Here is a 24,439-nt window from a genome sequence, read left to right as displayed (position 1 = left end):
CACCGCACCGCCGGGACGCCCGGCCGAGCGGGCCTGCCGCGCGCGGCCCGGGTGCTGCTCGGCTGCCTGCCGGGCACCGCCGCCGTCGTGGCGCTGGTGCTGTGCGCGCACGGCGTCGAGACGGCCGCCGAGGCCGGCGGCGCGGCCGCGCACCGGCCCGCCACCACCCCCTACGCGGCGCCCCGCCCGCCCATCGTGCCGCGCTCGCAGTGGCTGGGCGGGGCGGCCCGCACCCAGCCCCGCCCCCGCTACGACGACCGGGTCGCGGCCGTCTTCGTGCACCACACCGACTCGCCCAACGGCTACGACTGCGCCGACGCGCCCCGCATCATCCGCGACGTGTACACCGGCCAGCGGGGCACCCGCGACTGGGACGACATCGGCTACAACTTCGTCGTCGACCGCTGCGGCACCATCTACGAGGGCCGGGCCGGGGGCGTAGAACGGGCCGTCACCGGCGCCCACACCCAGGGCTTCAACCACCGCACCTCCGGCATCGCCGCCCTCGGCACCTTCACGGAGGGCATGCCCGTCCCGCAGCCGATGATCAGGTCCATCGCCGCGCTGGCCGCCTGGAAACTCGGCCTGAGCGGCACCGACCCGCGCGCGCGCGTCCGCCTGGTCTCCAGCAACGGCCTGAGCCGGTACGCGGCCGGCAGCACCGCCACGCTGCCCGCCCTGGCCGGCCACAACGACGGCTACATGACCAGCTGCCCCGGCGCCGCCCTGCACGCCCGGCTGCCGCAGATCCGCGACATGGCGGCCCGGATGCAGGGCAGACCGGCCCCCACCCAGGAGGGCCACAGCCGCCGCGCGGCGTCCTGAGCCCCGGCCCGCCGCACCCAGGGAAGGCTCCGGTCAGCCCCTGAACCGCTCCCACAGCCGGGGGTAGCGCTCGGCCAGCAGCCGCTCGTTCTCGAAGTCGAGCGGCGTGCCCTCCGGCTCCGGGGGCGGCGCGGCGATCTCCAGATCGGGGGCGACCACCCCGGTGAGCTGCTCGTACGCCTCGTCCGCCGCGTAACCGAGCTCCTCGCCGTCGCCGTCGATCTCCTCGTCGAAGTCGTCCAGCAGCCCGGCGAGCGCGTCCGGGTCGTGCAGCGCCCCCTCGAAGACCTCCCGGCCCTGGCCGATCAGCCAGCAGCGGAAGAAGTCGAAGGCGTCGTCGCTGGCGCCGTCCAGCAGCACCCAGGCCGCGCCCCACAGGTCCCAGCGGTAGGCGCGGTGGTAGCGGGACTCGAAGTGACGGGCGAAGTCCAGCACCGAGTCCGGGTCCAGCCGAACGAGCCGTTCCACGAGCAGATCCGCCTGCTCCTCCGGGTCGCCCTCGGCGGCCTCACGGGCGTCGTCCACCAGCTCCCAGAACTCCGTCTCGTCCATCACGGGTCCAGCATCGGGCCTGGGGGACAGGGGCGCACCCGGAGTGGACGGGATCGTTATGCGCCGTCCGCCCGTCCGTACAGGCGCGCCAGCCGTGCCGCGTCCGCGGCGAACCGCTCGCGCAGCCCGGCCGGTTCCAGCACCTCCGCCTCCGGGCCCAGCGCCGCGAGCTGGCTGTGCGCGACCTCCTCGGACTCCACCGGGAGGTCCACCCGCACCCAGCCCTCGCCGTCCGGCTCGCCCGCCCCGGCCAGGGCCTCCCGTGCGGTGAACGGGTCGAGGGCGTACGGCAGGGCGCGCACACCGGCCGGGGACAGCCGCACCACCACGCGGGCCCGCAGGATGGACCGCGCGAACTGCTCCGCCCGCTCCTCCCAGAACGCGGGCAGGTCGAACTCCGGCACCCGCTCGAAGCGCTCCTCAGCCGGTTCCACCGCCGTGAACCGGTCGATCCGGTACACCCGGAAGGACGTGCCGCGGGCCACCCGCGCGCACAGGTACCAGACGCCCGCCTTCAGCACGAGCCCGTACGGCTCCAGCTCCCGGACGACCTCCTCCTCGCCGCGCCGGTAGCGGGCGCCGATCCGCCGGTCGTCCCAGACCGCGTCCGCGACCGCCGGCAGCAGCGCGGGCGTCTTCGGCTCCCTGAACCAGTTCGGCGCGTCCAGGTGGAACCGCTGCGCGGCCGTCCGGGAGGCGTCCCTGAGGGACGGCAGCAGCGCCGCCGACACCTTCAGCCGGGCCGCCGAGGCCGCGTCCTCCAGACCCATCTCACGCAGCGCCCCGGGCACCCCGGACAGGAACAGCGCCTCCGCCTCGCCGCGGTGCAGCCCGGTCAGCCGCGTCCGGTACCCGCCGACCAGCCGGTAGCCGCCGGCCCGGCCCCGGTCCGCGTAGACCGGCACGCCCGCCTCCGACAGCGCCTGCGCGTCGCGCGTCACCGTCCGCTCCGACACCTCCAGCTCCCGGGCGAGCTCGGCGGCCGTCATGGAGGGCCGGGACTGGAGCAGCAACACCATCTTGATCAGCCGGGCAGCACGCATAGGGCCATCATGGTGCGTGTCGGGGTGCGGGTGTGTGGGGGCGGGCCTGTTCCAGGAGCGCGGTACCTGCACGACGAAGCCCCCGCCGGCCCGCGGTCGACGAACGACCGGGACCGGCGGGGGCCGCAGAACCTACAGGCCGTACTTCTCGCGCGCCTCCTTCACGGACGCCGCCTTGACCTCGCCGCGCCGGGCGAGCTGGGCCAGGGCCGCGACCACGATCGACTCGGCGTCGACACCGAAGTGGCGGCGGGCCGCGTCACGGGTGTCCGACAGGCCGAAGCCGTCGGCGCCCAGCGAGGACCAGTCCTGCTCGACCCACTGCGCGATCTGGTCCGGGACCTGGCGCATGTAGTCGGAGACCGCCAGCACCGGGCCCTCGGCGCCCTGGAGCGCCCGCCGCACGAACGGCACCCGCTCCTCGCCGCGCAGCAGCGCCTCGTCCGCCTCCAGGGCGTCCCGGCGCAGCTCGCTCCACGACGTCGCCGACCACACGTCGGCCGCCACGCCCCACTCCTCGGCCAGCAGCGCCTGCGCCTTGAGCGCCCAGTGGATGGCGGTGCCGGAGCCGAGCAGCTGGATCCGCGGGGCGTTCGCCGGGACGGTCACGCCCGCCGACTCCGCCGTGTTGAAGCGGTACAGGCCCTTGACGATGCCCTCGTCGATTCCGGCGACGGACGGCTTCGCCGGCTGCGGCAGCGGCTCGTTGTAGACGGTCAGGTAGTAGAAGACGTCCTGGTCCTCGCCCGGGGCGGCCTCGCCGTACATCCGGCGCAGACCCTCCTTGACGATGGCCGCGACCTCGTAGGCGAAGGCCGGGTCGTACGTCAGCGCCGCGGGGTTGGTCGCGGCGATGACGGGGGAGTGGCCGTCGGCGTGCTGGAGGCCCTCGCCGGTCAGGGTGGTGCGGCCGGCCGTGGCCCCGACCAGGAAGCCGCGGCCGAGCTGGTCGCCGAGCTGCCACATCTGGTCGGCCGTGCGCTGCCAGCCGAACATCGAGTAGAAGATGTAGAACGGGATCATCGTCTCGCCGTGCGTCGCGTACGACGTCGACGCGGCGATGAAGTCGGCCATCGAACCGGCCTCGGTGATCCCCTCGTTGAGGATCTGGCCGTTCTTGGCCTCCTTGTAGTACATCAGCTGGTCGCGGTCGACCGGCTCGTACGTCTGGCCCTTGGGCGAGTAGATGCCGAGCGACGGGAACAGCGACTCCATGCCGAAGGTACGCGCCTCGTCCGGGACGATCGGCACCCAGCGCTTGCCGGTCTCCTTGTCGCGGACCAGGTCCTTGACCAGGCGGACGAACGCCATGGTGGTGGCCACGTTCTGCGAGCCGGAGCCCTTGTCGAAGGAGGCGAACGCCTTCTCCGCCGGGGCGGGCAGCGGGGCGACCGGGTGCACGCGGCGGGCCGGGGCCGGGCCGCCGAGGGCCGCGCGCCGCTCCTGGAGGTAGCGGACCTCGGGGGAGTCGGCGCCGGGGTGGCCGTAGGGGACCACGCCGTCGACGAACGCGCTGTCGGAGATCGGCAGCTCCAGCAGGTCGCGCATGTTCTTGAACTCGTCCACCGAGAGCTTCTTCATCTGGTGGTTGGCGTTCTTCGACGCGAAGCCCTCGCCGAGGGTGTGGCCCTTGACCGTCTGGGCCAGGATCACGGTCGGCGCGCCCTGGTGCTCGACGGCCGCCTTGTACGCGGCGAACACCTTGCGGGACTCGTGACCACCGCGCGAGAGGTGGAAGCACTCGAGGATCTTGTCGTCGCTCAGCAGCTTCGCCATCTCCACGAGCGCCGGGTCGGCGCCGAAGAAGTCCTGGCGGATGTAGGCCGCGTCGCGGGTCTGGTACGTCTGGATCTGCGCGTCGGGTACCTGGCGCAGGCGGCGTACCAGCGCGCCGGTGGTGTCGAGCTGGAACAGCTCGTCCCAGGCGGTGCCCCACAGCGTCTTGATCACGTTCCAGCCGGCGCCGCGGAACTGGGCCTCCAGCTCCTGCACGATCTTGAAGTTGGCGCGGACCGGGCCGTCCAGGCGCTGCAGGTTGCAGTTGATGACGAACGTGAGGTTGTCGAGCTCCTCACGGGCCGCCAGCGCGAGGGCGGCGGTCGACTCGGGCTCGTCCATCTCGCCGTCGCCGAGGAACGCCCACACGTGCGAGGCGGAGGTGTCCTTGATGCCGCGGTCGGCCAGGTAGCGGTTGAAGCGCGCCTGGTAGATCGCCGACAGCGGACCGAGGCCCATGGAGACCGTCGGGAACTCCCACAACCAGGGCAGGCGGCGCGGGTGCGGGTAGGAGGGCAGACCGTTGCCGCCCGCCTCGCGGCGGAAGTTGTCGAGCTGCTCCTCGTCCAGCCGGCCGTCGAGGAACGCGCGGGCGTAGATGCCGGGGGAGGCGTGGCCCTGGATGTAGAGCTGGTCGCCGGACCCGTCGGCCTCCTTGCCCTTGAAGAAGTGGTTGAAGCCGGTCTCGTACAGCCAGGCCGCGGAGGCGAAGGTGGCGATGTGGCCGCCGACGCCGTACTTGCTGCCGCGGGTGACCATCGCGGCCGCGTTCCAGCGGTTCCACGCGGTGATCCGCTGCTCCATCGCCTCGTCACCGGGCACGGCCGGCTCGGCGGAGGTGGGGATGGAGTTGACGTAGTCGGTCTCGAGGAGCTTCGGCAGCGCGATGCCGGCGCCCTCGGCGCGCTCCAGCGTGCGGCGCATCAGGTACGCGGCACGGTGCGGCCCGGCAGCCTGGGTGACCGCGTCCAGGGAGGCCTGCCATTCGGCGGTCTCCTCCGGGTCCCGGTCGGGGAGCTGGTCGAGCTCGCTCGGCTGGATGGCGTTGGGGTCGGTCATGTCGCCGCCTTCCTCAGTCGAAGGGGGTTCCCTCACGTAAGGGGATCGGGGGTGCCCTTGGTCTTTGGCAGGACAGGGCTGAGGCTTCGGTGGAAGCCCGTCGGCGACTGTAACTCCCTGATCGATGATCGATCAAAGGGTTGAGGACCAAAACCTCTTGATCACGAGAAAGTAGGCACGCGGTGCCTCCGACGGTGGCACGCGGTGACCGGGATGCGCCTGGTTCTCGCAGGTCGGAGGCGTTTGAGCGGGAGGGCGCTCGGGTGTCACGCCCGGGGTGCGCACCCCAGCACGTGGGCCTTCACCAGCTCGGCGATCCGGGGGTCCCGCCGCTTGAACGCGGCGACCAGCTCCTCGTGCTCCTCGGCGTACGACTGCTGCCGCGTGCCCAGCCAGCGGATCGACAGGGCCGTGAACACCTCGATGCCCAGGCCCTCCCAGGTGTGCAGCAGGACCGAGTTCCCGGCGGCGCGCACCAGTTCGCGGTGGAAGGCGACGGTGTGGCGGACCTGGGCGGTGCCGTCGGAGACGCGGTCGGCCTCGTGCAGGGCGCTGACGTGGGGCTCCAGCGCCGAGCAGTCCTCCGCGAGGCCCTCGGCGGCCAGCTCCGCCGCGATGGCCTCCAGACCGGCCCTGACGGGATAGCTCTCCTCCAGGTCGGCTGCGGTCAGGTTCCGCACCCGGACGCCCTTGTTGGGAGCGGACTCGATCAGGCGCAGCGACTCCAGCTCGCGCAGGGCCTCGCGGACCGGGGTCTGGCTGACCTCCAGCTCGGTGGCGATCCGGCGCTCGACGATCCGCTCGCCCGGCTGCCAGCGTCCGCTGATGATCCCCTCCAGGATGTGCTCGCGGATCTGCTCGCGGAGCGAGTGGATGACGGGCGCGGTCATGAGGGCTCCTTAGGCGGGATCGACGCTTAGACAATACGGCCGGTTCGCTCCGCGGGTGGGGCCGACGAGGGCGCTGTCGCGCAGGTGAGACGAGACTTACACGGGGGGTGTGGGGCTGTCGTTCGACCGGCGCCTCGTATGCGGCCTCCCGCGCCCCTGAACAAAGCGCCCCCGCCCGGAGATGATCCGGGCGGGGGCACCGTACAGCCGTACCGACGGGTCAGAGACCGAGCTCGACCTCGAACTCGCCGGCCTCCAGGATGGCCTTGACCGCCGTCAGGTAGCGGGCGGCGTCGGCGCCGTCCACCAGACGGTGGTCGTAGGACAGGGTCAGGTACGTCATGTCCCGGACGCCGATGACGGGGCCGTCCTCGGTGTCGATCACGGCGGGGCGCTTGACCGTGGCGCCGATGCCGAGGATCGCGACCTGGCCCGGCGGCACGATGATCGTGTCGAAGAGCGCGCCGCGCGACCCGGTGTTGGAGATGGTGAAGGTCGCGCCGGACAGCTCGTCCGGGGTGATCTTGCTGGCGCGGACCTTGCCCGCCAGGTCGGCCGTGGCCTTGGCGATACCGGCGAGGTTGAGGTCACCGGCGTTCTTGATGACCGGGGTCATCAGGCCCTTCTCGGAGTCCACCGCGATACCGATGTTCTCGGTGTCGAAGTAGGTGATGGTCCCCTCGGCCTCGTTGATCCGGGCGTTGATCGGCGCGTGCGCCTTCAGCGCCTGGGCGGCGGCCTTGACGAAGAACGGCATCGGGGAGAGCTTGACGCCCTCACGCGAGGCGAACGCGTCCTTGGCACGGGCGCGGAGCTTCATCAGGCGGGTGACGTCGACCTCGACGACCGAGGACAGCTGCGCCTGCTCGTGCAGGGCCTTGACCATGTTGTCGCCGATGACCTTGCGGATGCGCGGCATCTTGACGGTCTGGCCGCGCAGCGGGGAGGCCTCCAGCGCCGGGGCCTTCTTCGCGGCCGACGGGGCGGCTGCGGCGGGGGCCGGGGTGGCGGCGGCGCTCTTGGCGGCCTCGGCGGCGGCGACGACGTCCTGCTTGCGGATACGCCCGCCGACGCCGGTGCCCTTGACGGTGGCCAGGTCGACACCCTGCTCGGCGGCGAGCTTGCGCACCAGCGGGGTGACGTAGGCGCCGTCGTCGGCCGGCTTGGCGGCGGCCGGGGCCGGGGCCTGGGCCGGAGCCGGGGCCGGCGCGGGAGCGGACGGGACCGGGTCGGGAGCCGGGGTGGTCTGCTGCTGCGGGGCCGGGGCCGAGGGGGCCTGCGGAGCCGGGGCCTGCTGGGCCGGGGCGGCCTGCTGCGGGGCCGGGGCCTGGGCGGGCTCGGGCTGTGCCGGAGCGGGCTCGGGCTGCGCCGGAGCGGCCGGGGCCTCCTGCGCGGGGGCGGCGGCCGGGGCGGCACCCGCCTCGCCGATGACGGCGAGCTTGGCGCCCACCTCGGCGGTCTCGTCCTCGCCCACCACGATCTCCAGCAGCGTGCCGGAGGTCGGGGCGGGGATCTCGGTGTCGACCTTGTCCGTCGACACCTCCAGCAGCGGCTCGTCGGCCTCGACCGTGTCGCCGACCGACTTCAGCCAGCGGGTGACGGTGCCCTCGGTGACGGACTCGCCGAGCGCGGGCAGGACGACGTCCGTGCCCTCGGCGGAGCCGCCGCCGGCGGCGGCGTCGGCGGTCGGGGCGGGCGCCGGGGCGGACTGCTCGGTGGAGGGCGCGGCCGCGGCCGGCTCGGGGGCGGGCTCGGCGACCTGCTCGGCCTGCGGGGCCTGCTCGGCGGCCGGGGCCTCCGCGGCGGCGGGGGCGCCGGAGCCGTCGTCGATGAGCGCCAGCTCGGCGCCGACCTCGACGGTCTCGTCCTCGGCGACCTTGATGGAGGACAGCACGCCGGAGGCGGGGGAGGGGATCTCGGTGTCGACCTTGTCGGTGGAGACCTCGAGCAGGGGCTCGTCGGCCTCGACGCGCTCACCCTCGGCCTTCAGCCAGCGGGTGACGGTGCCCTCGGTGACGCTCTCGCCGAGCGCCGGAAGGGTTACGGAAACCGCCATGGTTTCGGTTGCTCCTTACGGAAAGTGCGGAAGTCTGTGTCGTCGCGTTCGTCGACCGAGGGTCAGTCGTGCGCGTGCAGGGGCTTGCCGGCCAGGGCCAGGTGGGCCTCGCCGAGCGCCTCGTTCTGCGTCGGGTGGGCGTGGATGAGCTGCGCGACCTCGGCGGGCAGCGCCTCCCAGTTGTAGATCAGCTGGGCTTCGCCGACCTGCTCGCCCATGCGGTCGCCGACCATGTGGACGCCGACGACGGCACCGTCCTTGACCTGGACGAGCTTGATCTCGCCCGCGGTGTTCAGGATCTTGCTCCTGCCGTTGCCCGCGAGGTTGTACTTCAGAGCGACGACCTTGTCCGCACCGTAGATCTCCTTGGCCTTGGCCTCGGTGATGCCGACGGAGGCGACCTCGGGGTGGCAGTACGTCACCCGCGGGACACCGTCGTAGTCGATCGGGACGGTCTTCAGACCGGCCAGACGCTCCGCCACCAGGATGCCCTCCGCGAAGCCCACGTGCGCGAGCTGGAGGGTCGGGACCAGGTCACCGACGGCGGAGATGGTCGGCACGTTCGTGCGCATGTACTCGTCGACCAGGACGTAGCCGCGGTCCATCGCGACGCCCTGCTCCTCGTAGCCCAGGCCCTGGGAGACCGGGCCGCGGCCGATGGCGACCAGCAGGACCTCGGCCTCGAACTGCTTGCCGTCGGCCAGGGTGACCTTGACACCGTCCTGGGTGTACTCGGCGCTCTGGAAGAACGTGCCCAGGTTGAACTTGATGCCGCGCTTGCGGAAGGCGCGCTCCAGCAGCTTGGAGGAGTTCTCGTCCTCGACCGGGACGAGGTGCTTCAGACCCTCGACGATCGTGACCTCGGTGCCGAAGGACTTCCACGCGGAGGCGAACTCGACGCCGATGACGCCGCCGCCCAGGATGATCGCGGACTTCGGCACGCGGTCCAGGACGAGGGCGTGGTCGGAGGAGATGATCCGGTTGCCGTCGATCTCCAGGCCCGGCAGCGACTTCGGCACGGAGCCGGTCGCGAGCAGGACGTGGCGGCCCTCCACGCGGCGGCCGTTGACGTCGACGGAGGTGGGGGAGGACAGTCGGCCCTCGCCCTCGATGTAGGTCACCTTGCGGGAGGCGACCAGACCCTGCAGGCCCTTGTACAGGCCGGCGATCACGCCGTCCTTGTACTTGTGGACGCCCGCGATGTCGATGCCCTCGAAGGAGGCCTTCACACCGAACTGCTCGCTCTCGCGGGCCTGGTCGGCGATCTCGCCCGCGTGCAGCAGGGCCTTGGTGGGGATGCATCCCCGGTGCAGGCAGGTGCCGCCGACCTTGTCCTTCTCGATCAGGGCGACGTCCAGGCCCAGCTGCGCCCCGCGCAGGGCCGCGGCGTAACCACCGCTGCCACCGCCGAGGATCACTAGGTCGAAAACGGTGCTGGCGTCGTTCGCCACGTCACGTCCTCCATGCATGTGCGCCGTGAGCCGGTCGTCAGTGACCGGCAGGCGGCTGGTGTCCGGCCGCTCGTTCTTCGGCCCTTCGGTGGGGCCCTGTCCTGCCGAGCCCCATCTTCGCACTTGTCGGCACACAAGGAGACGCCGGGCTGCGGTGTGAGACACCCCACGTTCGGATGAGCGTGCCGGGGAGCGCCCCGAAGGGGCGCGGGGAACTGCGCGAACAGCCCCCACGCCCCCGCACTCGCCACACGACGGACGAGACCGAGCTCTCAGGGGAAGGTCAGCCCAGATCCCCGGCGGCCGTCAGCTCGGCCAGCCGCACCAGCGTCCGCACAGCCGTCCCCGTGCCGCCCTTCGGCGTGTATCCGAACGGCCCGCCCTCGTTGAAGGCCGGCCCGGCGATGTCCAGGTGCGCCCAGGTGATGCCCTCGCCCACGAACTCGCGCAGGAACAGACCGGCCACCAGGCCGCCGCCCATCCGCTCACCCATGTTCGCGATGTCGGCGGTCGCCGAGTCCATCCCCTTGCGCAGGTGCTCCGGCAGCGGCATCGGCCACGCCGGCTCCCCGACCTCCTCGGCCGCCTCCAGCACCGCCGTGCGGAAGGCGTCGTCGTTGCCCATGATCCCGAACGTCCGGTTGCCCAGCGCCAGCACCATCGCCCCGGTCAGGGTCGCCACGTCGACGATCGCGTCCGGCTTCTCCTGCGAAGCGGCCCACAGCGCGTCGGCCAGCACCAGGCGGCCCTCCGCGTCCGTGTTGAGGACCTCGACGGTCTTGCCGCTGTACATGCGCAGCACGTCACCCGGACGGGTCGCGGACCCGGAGGGCATGTTCTCCGCGAGCGCCAGCCAGCCGGTGACGTTGACCTCCAGGCCGAGGCGCGCGGCGGCGACGACCGCGGCGAACACCGCGGCCGCGCCGCTCATGTCGCACTTCATCGTCTCGTTGTGACCGGCCGGCTTCAGCGAGATGCCGCCCGAGTCGTAGGTGATGCCCTTGCCGACGAGGGCGAGGTGCTTCTTGGCCTTGGAGGAGGTGTAGGACAGCTTCACCAGGCGCGGACCGGACGCGGAGCCCGCACCGACGCCGAGGATGCCGCCGTAGCCGCCCTTGACGAGGGCCTTCTCGTCGAGCACCTGCACCTTGATGCCGTGCTCCTTGGCCGCGGCCTGGGCGATCGCGGCGAACGCCTCGGGGTCGAGGTCGTTCGGCGGCATGTTGATCAGGTCGCGGGCGCGGTTCAGCTCCTCGGCCACGGCGACGGCCCGCTCGACGGCCGCCTTGTGGGCCTTGTCGCGGGACTTGCCGCCGAGCAGCGTGGCCTCGGCGAGGGGCGCCTTGCCGTTCTTGGACCGGGCGTCCTTGCCGTTCTCCTTGTACGCGTCGAAGGAGTACGCGCCGAGCAGCGCGCCCTCGCCGATCGCGGCCACGTCGGCGGCGTCGGCCAGGGGCAGGGCGAAGGCGGCCTTCTTGACTCCGGCCAGGGCGCGGGCGGCGACGCCGGCGGCCTTGCGCAGGGCCTCGGCGGCGTAGTCGGCGTCCTTCTCGGGCACCGCGCCCAGGCCCACCGCCAGCACGAGCGGGGCCTTGAAGCCGGACGGCGCCGGCAGCTTCGTCAGCTCGCCCTCGGCACCGGAGGCGCCGAGAGTCTCCAGGACGCCGGCGAGCCTGCCGTCGTACGCCTTGTCCACGGCCTCGGCGCCCGGCGCGACGACCGGTCCCTTGGCACCCTTGGCCACACCGATCACGATGGCGTCGGCCCGCAGACCGGGCGCCGCGGCGGTGCTGAGAGTGAGAGCAGTCACGGTGGTGAAATCTCGCTTCCGATGTGAAGTTGCGGTGGTCGAACGGTGTGGGTCGACCGGGCCCGAGCCGACCCTAGTCCGGCCCCTGGGGCCGGTGGTCACGGGGCCTTCCCCGGTACGGCGAACACTCGACGACGAGACTACGCGCGTGGCCCGCCCGGCTCATGCCCCGCGGGCGTTCACCCGCCCGTGGCCCGGCGGCCATGTCCGGTTCCCGGCACCCGTGAACCGGCCCCGGCGGGGCGGGGGATGATCGTCGTGGACACCCCGGTCCCGCCCCGAACCCCCTGCGGAGAACGCCTCGTGAGACGCCCGTCCCTGTTCCTGGTCCTGTTCGCCCTGCTGCTGGCGGGCTGTTCGCAGCCCGCGGACGAGGAACCCGGCCCGCGCTGGCAGCCCCGCCCCGGCACCGGCTGGCAGTGGCAGCTCAGCGGGCGCCTGGACACCTCCGTCGACGTGCCGGTCTACGACATCGACGGCTACGACCACTCCGCGGAGACGGTCTCGCGGCTGCACGACGACGGCCGCAAGGTCATCTGCTACCTCTCCACCGGCGCCTGGGAGGAGTTCCGGCCGGACGCGAAGAGGTTCCCGGCGTCCGTGCTGGGCCGCGGCAACGGCTGGAAGGGCGAGCGCTGGCTCGACATCCGCCGCACCGACGTCCTGCGGCCGCTGATGGCCGCCCGGATCGACATGTGCCGGGACAAGGGCTTCGACGCGGTCGAGCCGGACAACATGGACGGCTACCGGAACGACACCGGCTTCCCCCTCACCGCCGCCGACCAGCTCCGCTACAACCGTCTCATCGCCCGCCTGGCCCACGAGCGCGGCCTGGCCGTCGGGCTGAAGAACGACCTGGACCAGATCCCGCAGCTCGTCGGGGACTTCGACTTCGCCGTCAACGAGCAGTGCGCCCAGTACGGCGAGTGCGCGGAGCTGAAGCCGTTCGTCGACGCGGACAAGGCCGTCTTCCACGTCGAGTACGAGCTGCCCACCGGCCGCTTCTGCCCCGACTCCCGCCGCTTGAAGCTGAGTTCGCTGCTCAAGAAGTACGAACTGGGGGTGTGGCGACGGGCCTGCTGAGGCCGATGCCGGTCACCGAGGTGCCCGCCAGCCGGTCCGCGAGCGACCGGCGGCCGGGGGAGAGGACCGGCAGCGCGTTCAGCAGGAACAGCACCACGGCGACCGCCCACACCAGGACTGACAGCAGCAGCTGCCCCTCGACCAGCAGCACGCAGGCCACCGCGTACACGGCGACGTCGACGACCGTGGTGACGGCGGCCCGCCGTGCGGCCCTGACCCGGCCCGGCACACCCCCGGTGACCTTCAGACCGGTCAGGGCCTTGCCGGCCGTGCGCCCGGCCAGTGACAGGCACGCCCACTGGTAGAGGAACACCGCCAGCACCAGCAGCCCGAAGGCCTGCTCCACGTACAGCACCGACCTGTCCCACAGCGACAACCCCAGGCCGGCGGAGGCGTCGACGACGTCGCCGCGCGAGGTCAGCAGGTCCCAGCCGCCCCGGGCGGCCAGCTCGGGCACGTCGGTGACCAGCGCCGAGACCCGGTGGAAGGTGAGCACCGCCAGCGCCGACGCCAGCGTCACCACCAGCGCGAAGTCGACGGCCCAGGCCACGGCACGGCGCAGCTTCGGCATGAACGTCCCCCGATCACTCGTGTGTCCGGGAAGGAAGCTAGCCGCCCGGAGGCCGGGTCGGGAGGGCGACAAGGGGATCGTTTCAGCCCAGTGACACGACGACCAGCACCGCGGTCGCGGCCGTCTCCGCCAGACCGCCGAAGACGTCGCCGGTGATCCCGCCGAGACGGCGGGTGCAGTGCCGCAGGAGTGCCTCGGCGGCGGCCAGCGCGAGGACCACCGCGAGGACGGCCCGCACCGCCCCGTACGGTCCCCAGGCGCCGCCCGCCGCTGCCGCGGCCAGCGCCACCAGGAGCCCCGCCGCCGCGGCCGCCCGCACCGGCACCACGCCCGCGACCGCCGCCCCGAGCCCCTCCGGCCGGGCCGCGGGCACCCCGGCCCGGGCCGCCAGGGTCAGGGCCAGCCGGGCCACCGTCGCCGACAGGACCGCGGCGCAGGCACCACGGGTCCAGGAGGTGCCGTAGGACTGGGCGAGCGCGGCGGCCTGGCCCGCCAGGACCAGGACCAGGGTGATCACGCCGAACGGCCCGATGTCCGACTGCTTCATGATCCGCAGGGCGTCCTCGGCGGGCTTGCCGCTGCCCAGCCCGTCCGCGGTGTCCGCGAGCCCGTCCAGGTGCAGGCCGCGGGTGAGGACCGCCGGCACAGCGACGGTGGCCACCGCGGCCAGCGGCGCGCCCGCGCCGAGGACCAGCAGCACCAGCCCGAGGCCCGCCGCGGCGGCCCCCACGGCCAGGCCGGCGAGCGGGGCGCACAGCATGCCGCCGCGGGCCGCCTCGCGATCCCAGCGGGTCACCCGGACCGGGAACACCGTCAGGGTGCCGAAGGCGAAACGGAGGCCGTCGAAGGGCGAGGTTCTGGGCACCGGCGCAGGCTACCCGCCGGTCACGAGAGCGGTGACGGCAGGCGAGGATAAAGTTCCGTTATGGGATGGCTGGAGCGAAACATCGTCGAACCGGGCAAACTGCCGCTGCTCCTCGCCCTCGTCGCCTTCGTGCTGACCTTCGTGATCACCCGGGTCATCACCCGCCTCATCCGCGCGGGCAAGGGCCCCTTCGGCAACATCAGCAGCGGCGGCGTCCACGTCCACCACGTGGTGCCCGGTGTCATCCTCACCCTCGTCGGCGGCTTCGGCGCGGTCGCGGGCGGGCAGCACGGCTTCGGCTCGTGCCTGGCGGCGGTGATCTTCGGCATCGGCGCGGGCCTGGTGCTGGACGAGTTCGCCCTGGTGCTGCACCTGGCCGACGTCTACTGGACCCCGGACGGGCGCAAGAGCGTGGAGATGGTCGTCCTCACCGCCTCCCTCGTCGGGCTGCTCCTGATCGGCTTCTCGCCCCTGGGCGTGAACGACCTGACCGAGGACCAGCAGCAGAACCGCGCCGCTGTCCTCGCCAACGTCCTGGTGAACTTCGGCTTCGCCCTCATCGCCCTGTTCAAGGGGAAGGTCCGCATGGCCGTCCTGGGCGTGATCGTCCCGCTCGTGGCCCTGGTCGCCGCCGTGCGGCTGGCCCGCCCGGCCTCCCCGTGGGCCAAGCGGTTCTACCGCAACCGCCCCCGGGCCCGGGCCAAGTCGGGTCTGCGCGCCTACCACCACGACCGCCGCTGGGTGGGGCCCCGGCGGACCTTTCAGGACTGGATCGGCGGCGCCCCGGACCCCGAGCCCGCCCGCGCCCTGGAGCGCCGCTGACGCACCTCGCCGGCCGCGCACAGCACCAGCACGGCCGCGATCGCGGCCAGGTGCTCCTTGCCCGCCAGGTTCTCCTTCACCACGACCTCGGCCACCATCGCCGCGATCACCAGCCCGGCGGTGGCGTACGCGCGAAAGCGCCAGGCGACGAACACGGCCAGGCCCACCACGGCCGCCGACGGCCCGGTGTCCACCACCCGGGCGTCCGAGGCGGGCAGGCCGAGCGGCGAGCCGGGCCCCAGCCAGATGCCCAGCCGGGCGTAGAGGGTGCCGGCGAGCGTGGCGAGGTAGGCGATCGCCAGGGTCCGCCACCGGCCCAGGCACAGCTCCGCGATCCCGAACACCAGCAGCAGCTGCACGAGCGCACCCCACACCGGCAGGTCCAGCGCGGGCACGAACAGCGACAGCGGTGTGCGCAGCAGCGCCGCCCACAGCGGGTCCTCGGCCCGCACGCCCCCGGCGTCCTGCACGAACCGGTGGCCCCACGCCCGGCCGTCCGCGAAGTGCAGCGCCGCTGTGAGGCACACGGACGTGACCGCCAGGGGCACGGCCCGCCACCGCCGCCGCGCCAGCGGCCCGCGCATCGCGGCGACCAACGGCCCCCATTCGGCGCGGGCCCAGCGGGCGAGCGTGCTCATCGGGTCGTCCTCGTCGGTGCGGTGGTCCGGGCGCGGGTGTCCGTCACTCAGTCAAACGGACACCGTGTGCCAAGACCGACCGCAACGGGACGACGTTGAGCCGGGCGGGCGTGACCTGGATCTCCGGCGCACCTACGACTCGGCGGGAACCTCCGGGGCGGGCGACGCGTCGGCCGCCTCGGACTCCTTCGGCCGCTCGGGCAGTTCCGCGGCCAGCGCGGCCGCCGCCTGCACCAGCGGCAGGGCCAGCAGCCCGCCGGTGCCCTCCCCGACGGTCACGCCGTGGCCGAGCAGCGGCTCCAGCGCCATCCGGTCCAGCGCCTTGGCCTGCCCGGGCTCGCCGCTGTCGTGCGCGGCCAGCCACCAGTCCGGCGCCCGGAACGCGATCCGCTGCCCGACCAGGGCGCACGCGGCCGTCACCACCCCGTCGAGCACCACCGGCAGCTTGCGCACCGCGCTCTGCAGCAGGAAGCCCGTCATCGCCGCGAGGTCGGCGCCGCCCACCGTCGCCAGCAGCTGCATCTGGTCGCCGAGCACCGGCCGGGCCCGGCGCAGCGCGTCCCGGATCGCCGCGCACTTGCGCATCCACGCCAGGTCGTCGACGGCCTGCCCGCCGCGCCCGGTGACCACCGACGCGTCGACCCCGCACAGCGCGGCGACCAGCACGCCCGCCGCCGTGGTCCCGCCGACGCTCACATCGCCGAGCACCACCAGGTCCGTGCCCGAGTCGGCCTCCTCGTCGGCCACCGCCATCCCGGCCCGGAACGCCGCCTCCGCCTCCGCGAGGCTCAGCGCGTCCTCGATGTCGATGCGCCCGCTGCCGCGCCGGACCCGGTGCCGCACGACGTCCTCGGGCAGGGTCGCCGGGTCGCAGTCCAGGGCCATGTCGACGATCCGCACGGGCACGCCCAGACGGCGGGCCAGGACCGACACCGGCCGCCCGCCCTCCAGCACCTCGCGCACCGACTCCGCGGCGCTGCCCGCCGGCCGGGCCGAGACGCCCAGGGCGGCGACGCCGTGGTCACCGGCGAAGAGCACCACCCGCGGCCGTTCCACCGGCCGCACCGGCACCGCCGACTGCGCCGCGGCCAGCCACTCACCCAGGTCGTCCAGCCGGCCCAGCGAGCCGGGCGGCACGACCTGTCGCTCCCGGCGCGCCTCGGCGTCACGGCGGATCCCGCCGTCCGGACGCTCGATCAGATCGGTGAAGTCGTCGAGATTAAGCGAGCTCATTCGCCGAACAGTACCGGCCGTGGCCGAACGGCAGGGCGCCACGTCACGACTCCGCCGGGACGGCATCGTTGCACCCGGCACCGGCATCCCATACGTTCCCTTTCGCGCGGATTGTCCTACATGTTCGCCCCCAGGGCAGCCCCGCCGTCCTGCCGTACGCCGTCGTGCCCGGGAGCCGCCCATGCCCGCCCGTCCCGCCCCCTCCGCACCCCCCGCCCCCCGCACCAGCGCCCCGGTCCACGAACCGCGCCGGGAGGACTGCCCCTGGTGCGGCTCGGCCCGGCTGCGCAACCGGCTGCGGACGGGTGACGTACGGGAGTACAAGCCCGGCGTCTTCACCGTCGACGAGTGCCGCGAGTGCGGCCACACCTTCCAGAACCCCCGCCTCACGGCCGAGGGCCTCGCGCTCTACCACCGCAGCGTGCGCGGGGCGCCGCGGGACCCGGCGAGCGACGGCCTCCTCGCCCTGCGGGCCAGCCCCCGCCGGCACCGCTCGGCCGCCAAGGCGATGCTGCGCACCGGGGAGCCGGAGAGCTGGCTGGACGTCGGCACCGGCCACGCCCGCTTCCCGGCGACGGCCCGGCGGTACTTCCCCTACACCGCCTTCGACGGCCTGGACCCCACGCCCCGGGTGGTGCGCGCCCGCTCCGCCGACCGCGTCGAGGAGGCCCACGTCGGCCGGCTGACGGACCCCCGCATCGCCGCCGAACTGCGCGGTCGCTACGACGTGGTCAGCATGCTCCACCACCTGGAGGGCACGCCCGACCCCCGGGCGGAACTGCGGGCCGCGCTCACCGTGCTGCGCCCGGGCGGCCACCTGATCGTCGAGACCCTCAGCCCCCGCAGCGTCTTCGCCGCCCTCCTGGGCCGCTGGTGGCTCCCCTACGACCAGCCCCGCCACCTGCACCTGCTGCCCCCGCGCAACCTCCGCGCCGAACTCGAGTCGGACGGCTGCGAGGTCCTGACGCTCGACCACCGCCCGGTCCACATCCCGCACGACCTCTCCGGCGCCCTGGCCCTGGCGATCTCCCACGGCCTCCCGGCCCCGGACACCCCCTGGCGGGCCGTCCCCCCGCCCCCGCTCCACCGGCACACCCGCACGGCCCTGCTGCGGGCGGGCGTCCCCCTGGTGGCACTGGCGGCGACCGCCGACCACCTGATCGCCCCGGTGGCCCGGCGCACCCGCTTCGCCAACACCTACCGGGTGATCGCCCGCAAGGCCCCCTGAGGGCTGTCAGCCCCGCAGGGCCACCGCCTGCCCCGCCACCACCAGCAGCACGTGCTCGCACTCGTCGGCGAACCCCGCGTTCAGGCGCCCGAGTTCGTCCCGGTACCGGCGCCCCGACGCGGTCGCCGGCACGATGCCCGACCCCACCTCGTTCGACACGGCGACCACGGTCCGCCGTGTCGTCCGCACCGCCTCCGTCAGCTCCCGCACCCGCTCCCGCAGCGCCTTCTCGCCCTGCTCCGCCCACACCGCGTCGTCCCACGCCCCGACGGAGTCCATCGCGTCGGTCAGCCACAGCGACAGACAGTCGATCAGCAGCGGCGGCCCCTCCCCGGCCAGCAGCGGCACCAGGTCGCAGGTCTCCGCCGTCTGCCACGACCCGGGCCGCCGGTCCCGGTGCGCGGCCACCCGCGAGGACCACTCGGTGTCCCCGTTGCGCGACCCGCCCGTCGCCACGTACAGCACGTCGGGGAAGGCCTCCAACCGCCGTTCCGCCTCCACCGACTTGCCCGAGCGCGCCCCGCCCAGCACCAGCGTCCGCCGCGGCACGTCCGGCACGTCCTCGTACACGCCCACCGTCAGCGTCGTCCCGTCCGGCACGGCCCGGGCCCCGGCCGCGGCGAGCCGCCGCCCCAGCTCCGGTCCGGGCGGCACGTCGTGGTCCAGGTGGACGGCGACCACGTCGGTCGTCGGCCCCACCGCTCCCACCGCCCGCAGCTTCGCCAGCGCGTCGGGCCGCCCCACGACGTCCGCCAGGACCATGTCGTACGGCTCGGCCGGACCCTCGATCCCGGCCGGCGCCCCGCCCGGCGGCAGGTACAGCAGCCGCTGCCCCTCGGGCCCCGTCACCGCGTAGCCCGTGCCCGGCGCGTCGAGTGCCGTCGCCCGCACCCGATGCCCCGTCAGCAGCGTCAACTCCTGCCCGTCCGGCACCCGTCCGGGCTGCGGCAGCCCCGCCGGGACCTCCACCGCGGGCCCGTCGTGCGGATGGGACAGCAGCGCCTGCCGGACCCCGCCCAGGGAGCGGCCCGCCCGGGCCGCCGCGAAGGCCGCCCCGGGCGTCAGGTCGAGCAGCAGCACCCCGTCCAGCAGCAGCGCGGTCGCCGCCCGCGCGTCGGGGCCGAGGGCGACCGCACAGGCCGCGCAGGGACAGTCGGGGCGGGGGAGTCCCGCGGGGGCGCCGGTGCCGAGGAGAGTCAGTTCCACGCCCCGATTCTCACCCGCGCGTGCGGGACTCGCGTGACGGAGACACCCTCGCGGGGTCACGCGCGCATCCGACCACCTGTGCCGCCCCGCCCGGCCGAGCGCTTAGGCTCTGGTCAGGAGCCGGACCCTGTTCCGGCTTCTCGCTGTGCAATGTGCTCACACGCATGGGAGGCGTACATGGCGGCATGGACGTGGCGGTTCGAGAAGACCGACGGGACGGAGGTCCAGCCCGCGGTGGCGCCGGAGGACTTCACGACCCAGGGGGACGCCGAGTCCTGGATCGGGGAGCACTGGAAGGAACTCCAGGAGGGCGGCGCCGACCAGGTGCGGCTGTTCGAGGACGCCACGGAGATCTACGGGCCGATGAGCCTGCACGCGGCCGAGGCGTGAGCCCGGGGGCGGGGGCCCGCGGTCCCCGCCCCTGCTCGTGCGCGGCCGGCGGGATCAGCCCCGCACGCCGCACAGGTGCAGCAGCGCCGCCACCCCGCGGTACGGATCCGTCCGCCCGGCCTTCTCCTCCACCGCGAGCAGCGTCTCGACGTCGGCGGGGACCTCGGCGCCGTCCGCGGCCGTGTCCGTGAACACGCGCACGCCGTACCAGACGTGCAGCGGCGCCCCGATCCCGGCGAGCGTCGCCGTCAGGTCCTTCAGGCGGTCGGCCCGCACGTCCAGCCCCAGGCGGTTGCGGTAGGCCACCGTGTCGAACGCGGCCAGCGCGCCCGCCCAGTCACCGGACAGCCCCGGACGCAGCGCCAGGGCGTCGCCGTTGCGCACCAGCAGGGACAGCAGCCCGCCGGGCGCGAGCACCCGGGCCAGCCCCGCCAGCAGCGGGTCGGGCTCCTCCACGTACATCAGGACGCCGTGGCAGAGCACCACGTCGAAGCTGCCGGGCAGGAAGTGCACGCCGGTGTCCCGGCCGTCGCCCTCGATGATCCGCATCCGCTTGCGGATGCCCGCCGGTTCCCCGGCGAGCGACTCCCGCGCCACGGAGATCATCGTCGCGTCCTGCTCCAGGCCCGTCACCTCGTGCCCGGCCCGGGCCAGCCGCAGCGCCTGCGTGCCCTGGCCCATCCCGACGTCCAGCACCCGCAGGCGCTGCCCGACCGGGAACCGGGCCACTATCTGCTCGTCCAGCTGGCGGGCCACCAGCTCCTGCCGGACGACATCGCGCAGCCCGCCCAGCTTGTCCAGCCAGGCGTCCGCCGCACCCCCGGAGAACGGCGTCGTGGTCAGGGCCGCTCTCCGCGCTTGACCTGCGGCTTCGGCAGCCGGAGCCGACGCATCTGGAGGGAGCGCATCAGGGCGTAGGCGATCGCGCCGCGCTTGTTCTCACCCGCGAAGCGCTCGTTCAGCTGCTTCTTCAGGCGGAAGGCCGTGACGAACGAGTCGAGCACGATCAGCACGATCACCACGAGCCACAGCAGCAGCGCGACGTTCTGCAGCGACGCCACCCGCACCATGCTCAGCACGAGGATGACCACCGCCATCGGCAGGAAGAACTCCGCGATGTTGAACCGCGAGTCGATGAAGTCGCGCGCGAACCGGCGGACCGGTCCCTTGTCACGCGCGGGCAGGTACCGCTCGTCGCCGCTCGCCAGGGCCTGGCGCTGGCGCTCGAGGGCGGCGCGGCGCTCCTCCCGCTGGCGCTTGGCGGCGTCCTTGCGCGTCATCGACGTGTTGGCCACGCTGCGGCGCTGGCTCTGGGCCTGGCTGCGCTTGGGCGTGGGGCGGCCCTTGGGGGCCTGCGGGTCGCGGGGCTGCTTGGAGAAGTTCACCGGCGCCTTGTCGGCGGCCTGGGCCTTCTCTTCCTTGGCACGGCTACGGAACACAAAACCCAAGGGTAAGGGCATGACGGGCATGGACCCCAGTCCCGCGGGGAACGATCCGGCAACACCAGTCGTCTGTAAGGGGACAGACGGGACGTTGCGCACGCACCCGGTCGTTCCCCTGGAGGCCCCCCTCCGGTGACCCCGGGTACCACCTACTCCCTACGCCGGACCGGGAGCGCGCGCAGTCGTCCTTGGGGATGAGCGCATCCGTCCCCGAACAGTGCGGTAATGGATGCAGGGCCCGTACTGTGGGTTCTGTCGCAGGAGCTCAGCCGGAGTCGGTCAGAAGGGGGCGCGCGAAGCCCATGAGCGGTGTCATGAAGCGTATGGGGATGATCTTCCGCGCGAAGGCGAACAAGGCCCTTGACCGGGCCGAGGACCCGCGCGAGACCCTCGATTACTCGTACCAGAAGCAGCTGGAGCTGCTCCAGAAGGTGCGGCGCGGTGTCGCCGACGTGGCGACCAGCCGCAAGCGCCTGGAACTTCAGCTGAACCAGCTGCAGTCGCAGTCGGGGAAGCTGGAGGACCAGGGGCGCAAGGCCCTGGCGCTGGGCCGCGAGGACCTCGCCCGCGAGGCGCTCTCCCGCCGTGCCGCGCTCCAGCAGCAGGTGACCGATCTGGAGACCCAGCACGCCACGCTCCAGGGCGAGGAGGAGAAGCTCACCCTCGCGGCCCAGCGGCTCCAGGCCAAGGTCGACGCCTTCCGCACGAAGAAGGAGACGATCAAGGCCACGTACACGGCGGCCCAGGCGCAGACCCGCATCGGCGAGGCGTTCTCCGGCATCTCCGAGGAGATGGGCGACGTGGGCCTGGCCATCCAGCGTGCCGAGGACAAGACGGCCCAGCTCCAGGCCCGCGCCGGCGCGATCGACGAACTGCTCGCCTCCGGTGCCCTCGACGACCCCTCCGGCATGCACAAGGACGACATCCAGGCCGAGCTGGACCGGCTCTCCGGTGGTACGGATGTGGAGCTGGAACTGCAGCGCATGAAGGCCGAGCTGGCCGGGGGCCCGAGCGCCGGGCAGCAGGCCATCGAGGGCGGCACGACCGGGCAGCAGTCCCAGCAGCAGCCGCAGGACACCCCGCGCTTCGACAAGCAGTAGCCGAGCGGCAGGGGTCCACGCCTAGGGAGGCGACATGATCGTACGGATCATGGGGGAGGGCCAGGTGAGTCTGGCCGACGGCCACCTCGCCGAGCTGAACGAGCTGGACGACGAGCTGCTCGCGGAGATGGAGAAGGGCGACGGCCCGGGCTTCCGCCGCACCCTCCAGGCCCTGCTCGCCAGGGTCCGCGCCCTCGGCGAACCGCTGCCGGACGACTCCCTGGAGCCGTCCGAGCTGATCCTGCCCTCCCCGGACGCGACGCTCGAGGACGTCCGGGAGCTCCTCAGTGACGACGGCCTGATCCGGGCTGAGCTCCGCACCCGACACCGGCCGTCCCCCGGCGGCCGGGGCCCGGGCCCCTCCGGCCGGCGGAGGGCTGGGGGCCCGGCCCTGGAGCCGGATACCGTGAACGCTCGTGAGCACATTCGCGCGGGCCAGATGCCGGGCCAAGGCACACCCCCTGGCCGTGGACGCGGCCCTGGCCGCCGCCGTCCTGGTCTGCATGGTCGCCGGATCCTTCGTGGAGCCCCGGCACCGCGACAACGTCAGCTGGGGCGTCCTGCGCACCCCGGACACCCTCAGCCTGGTGCTGATGACCCTGGCCGCCGCGGCCCTGGTCTTCCGCCGCCGCGCCCCGCTGCGAGTCCTCGCCGTCACCGGCGCGGCGTCCGTCGTCGAGTCCGTCACGGCCGACCCCCGCGCGCCCGTCGCGATGTCCGCCGTCATCGCCCTGTACACCGTCGCCTCCACCACCGACCGGCCCACCACCTGGCGCGTCGGCCTGCTCACCATGACCGTGCTCACCGGCACCGCCATGGCGGCCGGCAGCCTGCCCTGGTACGCCCAGGAGAACCTGGCGATCTTCGCCTGGACCGGTATCGGCGCCTCGGCGGGCGACGCCGTCCGCAGCCGCCGCGCCTTCGTCCAGGCCATCCGGGAACGCGCCGAACGCGCCGAACGCACCCGGGAGGAGGAGGCCCGCCGCCGGGTCGCCGAGGAGCGCCTGCGCATCGCCCGCGACCTGCACGACGTCGTCGCCCATCACATCGCGCTGGTCAACGTCCAGGCCGGGGTCGCCGCCCACGTCATGGACAAGCGCCCCGACCAGGCCAAGGAGGCCCTCGCGCACGTCCGTGGGGCCAGCCGCTCCGCGCTCAACGAGCTGCGCGCCACCGTCGGCCTGCTCCGCCAGTCCGGCGATCCGGAGGCCCCCACCGAGCCCGCCCCGGGCCTCGACCGCCTCGACGAACTCGCCGGCACCTTCCGCAACGCGGGCCTGCACATCGAGGTCGCCCGCGCCGACCAGGGCACCGCCCTGCCCGCGGCCGTCGACCTCGCCGCCTACCGGATCATCCAGGAGGCCCTGACCAACGTGCAGAAGCACGCCGGGGCGCAGGCCAGGGCCGAGGTCAGCGTGGTCCGCGTCGGGCCGAACGTCGAGATCACCGTCCTCGACGACGGCAGCGGCGACAACGAGGCCCCCGCCGGCGGAGGCGGCCACGGGCTGCTCGGCATGCGCGAGCGCGTCACCGCCCTGCGCGGCACCCTCACCACCGGTCCCCGCTACGGGGGCGGTTTCCGCGTGCATGCGATCCTGCCCGTCAAGAACCGCACATCCGACGGGGAGGACCCCGCATGACCATCCGCGTCCTGCTCGCCGACGACCAGGCGCTGCTGCGCAGCGCCTTTCGCGTGCTCGTCGACTCCGAGCCCGACATGGAGGTCGTCGGGGAGGCGTCCGACGGTGCGGAGGCGGTGCGGCTGGCCAAGGAGCACCACGCCGACGTCGTCCTCATGGACATCCGGATGCCCGGCACCGACGGTCTCGCGGCGACGCGCCTGATCAGCGCCGACCCCGCGCTCGCGGACGTCCGGGTGGTCATCCTGACGACGTTCGAGGTCGACGACTACGTGGTGCAGTCGCTGCGCGCCGGGGCCTCCGGTTTCCTCGGCAAGGGCGCCGAGCCCGAGGAGCTGCTGAACGCCATCCGGATCGCCGCCGGCGGCCAGGCCCTGCTCTCCCCGGCGGCCACCACCGGGCTGATCTCCCGCTTCCTCGCCCAGGAGGACCCGGCCGACGGCGACCGCGACCCGGCCCGCGGCGAGCGCCTGGACTCCCTCACCGTCCGCGAGCGCGAGGTGCTGGTGCAGGTGGCCGGCGGCCACTCCAACGACGAGATCGCCGAGCGGCTGGAGGTGAGTCCGCTGACGGTGAAGACGCACGTCAACCGGGCCATGGCCAAGCTCGGCGCCCGCGACCGGGCCCAGCTCGTGGTCATCGCCTACGAGTCCGGGCTGGTCCGTCCGAGGGTGGAGTGAGCGCCACCGGGCGTACTGCGGGCGGAGTATGCGCCGCATAAGGAAATGGACCTGGGGCCTACGGGACAGCGTCGTCCCA

General features: G+C 73.6%; 22 protein-coding genes and 1 pseudogene. 9 read left to right on the top strand and 14 right to left on the bottom strand.

The genetic code is table 11. The features are described 5' to 3' along the window. Positions 1 to 51 precede the first annotated feature (51 nt). Entirely contained in the window at positions 52 to 825 is a 774-nt protein-coding gene (locus ACH4C6_RS27185; protein ID WP_398111479.1) for a peptidoglycan recognition protein, read from the top strand. A 33-nt stretch (positions 826 to 858) separates the two neighbouring features. Here the strand turns inward: ACH4C6_RS27185 and ACH4C6_RS27180 are convergent, their stop codons facing one another. The 7 genes from ACH4C6_RS27180 to ACH4C6_RS27150 form a co-directional block, all read right to left on the bottom strand. Further along, a complete protein-coding gene (locus tag ACH4C6_RS27180) occupies positions 859 to 1,377 on the bottom strand; it encodes a DUF4240 domain-containing protein (RefSeq protein ID WP_398111478.1) in 519 nt (172 codons plus the stop codon). Positions 1,378 to 1,433: 56 nt separating this feature from the next. Then, positions 1,434 to 2,420, bottom strand: coding sequence for a helix-turn-helix transcriptional regulator (locus ACH4C6_RS27175; RefSeq protein ID WP_398111221.1), 987 nt, complete (start codon positions 2,418 to 2,420; stop codon positions 1,434 to 1,436). A 132-nt stretch (positions 2,421 to 2,552) separates the two neighbouring features. Further along, positions 2,553 to 5,255, bottom strand: coding sequence for a pyruvate dehydrogenase (acetyl-transferring), homodimeric type (aceE, locus tag ACH4C6_RS27170; RefSeq protein ID WP_398111219.1), 2,703 nt, complete (start codon positions 5,253 to 5,255; stop codon positions 2,553 to 2,555). 266 nt (positions 5,256 to 5,521) lie between these two features. Further along, positions 5,522 to 6,145, bottom strand: a complete 624-nt coding sequence (locus ACH4C6_RS27165) for a GntR family transcriptional regulator (protein WP_398111218.1) — start codon at positions 6,143 to 6,145, stop codon at positions 5,522 to 5,524. Between the two features lie 220 nt (positions 6,146 to 6,365). Further along, positions 6,366 to 8,201 (bottom strand): 2-oxoglutarate dehydrogenase, E2 component, dihydrolipoamide succinyltransferase, encoded by a 1,836-nt coding sequence (gene sucB / locus ACH4C6_RS27160; protein ID WP_398111217.1) that lies wholly within the window; start codon positions 8,199 to 8,201, stop codon positions 6,366 to 6,368. A gap of 62 nt (positions 8,202 to 8,263) precedes the next feature. Continuing rightward, positions 8,264 to 9,652: a dihydrolipoyl dehydrogenase gene (gene lpdA, locus ACH4C6_RS27155; RefSeq protein WP_398111216.1), complete on the bottom strand. Its 1,389-nt coding sequence runs from the start codon at positions 9,650 to 9,652 to the stop codon at positions 8,264 to 8,266. Positions 9,653 to 9,935: 283 nt separating this feature from the next. Beyond that, entirely contained in the window at positions 9,936 to 11,462 is a 1,527-nt protein-coding gene (locus tag ACH4C6_RS27150) for a leucyl aminopeptidase (RefSeq protein ID WP_398111215.1), read from the bottom strand. 303 nt (positions 11,463 to 11,765) lie between these two features. Between ACH4C6_RS27150 and ACH4C6_RS27145 the strand changes: the two genes are divergently transcribed. Then, positions 11,766 to 12,545 (top strand): endo alpha-1,4 polygalactosaminidase, encoded by a 780-nt coding sequence (locus ACH4C6_RS27145; RefSeq protein ID WP_398111214.1) that lies wholly within the window; start codon positions 11,766 to 11,768, stop codon positions 12,543 to 12,545. Here ACH4C6_RS27145 and ACH4C6_RS27140 read toward each other — a convergent pair. Together ACH4C6_RS27140 and ACH4C6_RS27135 are read right to left on the bottom strand one after the other, a co-directional pair. Then, entirely contained in the window at positions 12,505 to 13,116 is a 612-nt protein-coding gene (locus ACH4C6_RS27140) for an RDD family protein (protein ID WP_398111213.1), read from the bottom strand. The genes ACH4C6_RS27145 and ACH4C6_RS27140 overlap by 41 nt on opposite strands. A gap of 82 nt (positions 13,117 to 13,198) precedes the next feature. Next, complete coding sequence (locus tag ACH4C6_RS27135; RefSeq protein WP_398111212.1) at positions 13,199 to 13,981, bottom strand: adenosylcobinamide-GDP ribazoletransferase; 783 nt, start codon at positions 13,979 to 13,981, stop codon at positions 13,199 to 13,201. Positions 13,982 to 14,041: 60 nt separating this feature from the next. On the opposite strand from ACH4C6_RS27135, the gene ACH4C6_RS27130 reads away from it, so the two are divergent. Further along, positions 14,042 to 14,803, top strand: a complete 762-nt coding sequence (locus ACH4C6_RS27130; protein WP_398111211.1) for a hypothetical protein — start codon at positions 14,042 to 14,044, stop codon at positions 14,801 to 14,803. Here ACH4C6_RS27130 and ACH4C6_RS27125 read toward each other — a convergent pair. Continuing rightward, positions 14,743 to 15,441 (bottom strand): hypothetical protein, encoded by a 699-nt coding sequence (locus ACH4C6_RS27125; RefSeq protein WP_398111210.1) that lies wholly within the window; start codon positions 15,439 to 15,441, stop codon positions 14,743 to 14,745. The genes ACH4C6_RS27130 and ACH4C6_RS27125 overlap by 61 nt on opposite strands. Before the next feature lie 132 nt (positions 15,442 to 15,573). Then, the gene (gene cobT, locus ACH4C6_RS27120) at positions 15,574 to 16,674 is read right to left on the bottom strand and encodes a nicotinate-nucleotide--dimethylbenzimidazole phosphoribosyltransferase (protein ID WP_398111209.1); all 1,101 of its coding nucleotides are present in this window, start codon (positions 16,672 to 16,674) and stop codon (positions 15,574 to 15,576) included. A 181-nt stretch (positions 16,675 to 16,855) separates the two neighbouring features. Here cobT and ACH4C6_RS27115 point away from each other — a divergent pair, with 181 nt between their 5' ends. After that, positions 16,856 to 17,902: a methyltransferase domain-containing protein gene (locus tag ACH4C6_RS27115; RefSeq protein WP_398111208.1), complete on the top strand. Its 1,047-nt coding sequence runs from the start codon at positions 16,856 to 16,858 to the stop codon at positions 17,900 to 17,902. Between the two features lie 6 nt (positions 17,903 to 17,908). Here the strand turns inward: ACH4C6_RS27115 and ACH4C6_RS27110 are convergent, their stop codons facing one another. Further along, positions 17,909 to 19,108 carry a bifunctional adenosylcobinamide kinase/adenosylcobinamide-phosphate guanylyltransferase gene (locus ACH4C6_RS27110; RefSeq protein ID WP_398111207.1) on the bottom strand — a complete coding sequence of 400 codons (1,200 nt, stop codon included), beginning with the start codon at positions 19,106 to 19,108 and terminating at the stop codon, positions 17,909 to 17,911. A gap of 177 nt (positions 19,109 to 19,285) precedes the next feature. Between ACH4C6_RS27110 and ACH4C6_RS27105 the strand changes: the two genes are divergently transcribed. After that, positions 19,286 to 19,498 (top strand): hypothetical protein, encoded by a 213-nt coding sequence (locus tag ACH4C6_RS27105; protein WP_376323609.1) that lies wholly within the window; start codon positions 19,286 to 19,288, stop codon positions 19,496 to 19,498. A 54-nt stretch (positions 19,499 to 19,552) separates the two neighbouring features. Here ACH4C6_RS27105 and ACH4C6_RS27100 read toward each other — a convergent pair whose 3' ends face one another. Both ACH4C6_RS27100 and ACH4C6_RS27095 read right to left on the bottom strand, forming a co-directional pair. Then, the gene (locus tag ACH4C6_RS27100; RefSeq protein WP_398111206.1) at positions 19,553 to 20,254 is read right to left on the bottom strand and encodes a class I SAM-dependent methyltransferase; all 702 of its coding nucleotides are present in this window, start codon (positions 20,252 to 20,254) and stop codon (positions 19,553 to 19,555) included. Positions 20,255 to 20,337: 83 nt separating this feature from the next. After that, positions 20,338 to 20,937 carry a DUF3043 domain-containing protein gene (locus tag ACH4C6_RS27095; RefSeq protein WP_398111205.1) on the bottom strand — a complete coding sequence of 200 codons (600 nt, stop codon included), beginning with the start codon at positions 20,935 to 20,937 and terminating at the stop codon, positions 20,338 to 20,340. 332 nt (positions 20,938 to 21,269) lie between these two features. Here ACH4C6_RS27095 and ACH4C6_RS27090 point away from each other — a divergent pair, with 332 nt between their 5' ends. From ACH4C6_RS27090 to ACH4C6_RS27075, 4 genes and pseudogenes are all read left to right on the top strand, one after another. Next, positions 21,270 to 22,040, top strand: coding sequence for a PspA/IM30 family protein (locus ACH4C6_RS27090; RefSeq protein ID WP_398111477.1), 771 nt, complete (start codon positions 21,270 to 21,272; stop codon positions 22,038 to 22,040). Positions 22,041 to 22,074: 34 nt separating this feature from the next. Continuing rightward, positions 22,075 to 22,332 (top strand): annotated as a pseudogene (locus ACH4C6_RS27085) (hypothetical protein); the annotation flags it as partial. A gap of 124 nt (positions 22,333 to 22,456) precedes the next feature. Next, positions 22,457 to 23,680: a sensor histidine kinase gene (locus ACH4C6_RS27080; RefSeq protein ID WP_398111204.1), complete on the top strand. Its 1,224-nt coding sequence runs from the start codon at positions 22,457 to 22,459 to the stop codon at positions 23,678 to 23,680. Next, the gene (locus tag ACH4C6_RS27075) at positions 23,677 to 24,360 is read left to right on the top strand and encodes a response regulator (RefSeq protein WP_398111475.1); all 684 of its coding nucleotides are present in this window, start codon (positions 23,677 to 23,679) and stop codon (positions 24,358 to 24,360) included. The genes ACH4C6_RS27080 and ACH4C6_RS27075 overlap by 4 nt, the downstream gene beginning before the upstream one ends. Positions 24,361 to 24,439: the final 79 nt, after the last annotated feature.

The sequence above is a fragment of the Streptomyces sp. NPDC017943 genome (assembly GCF_044328425.1).
Classification (GTDB): Bacteria; Actinomycetota; Actinomycetes; order Streptomycetales; family Streptomycetaceae; genus Streptomyces; species Streptomyces djakartensis_A.
Note: the sequence above shows the minus strand (reverse complement) of the source record. Positions and strands in the feature narration are given on the sequence as shown.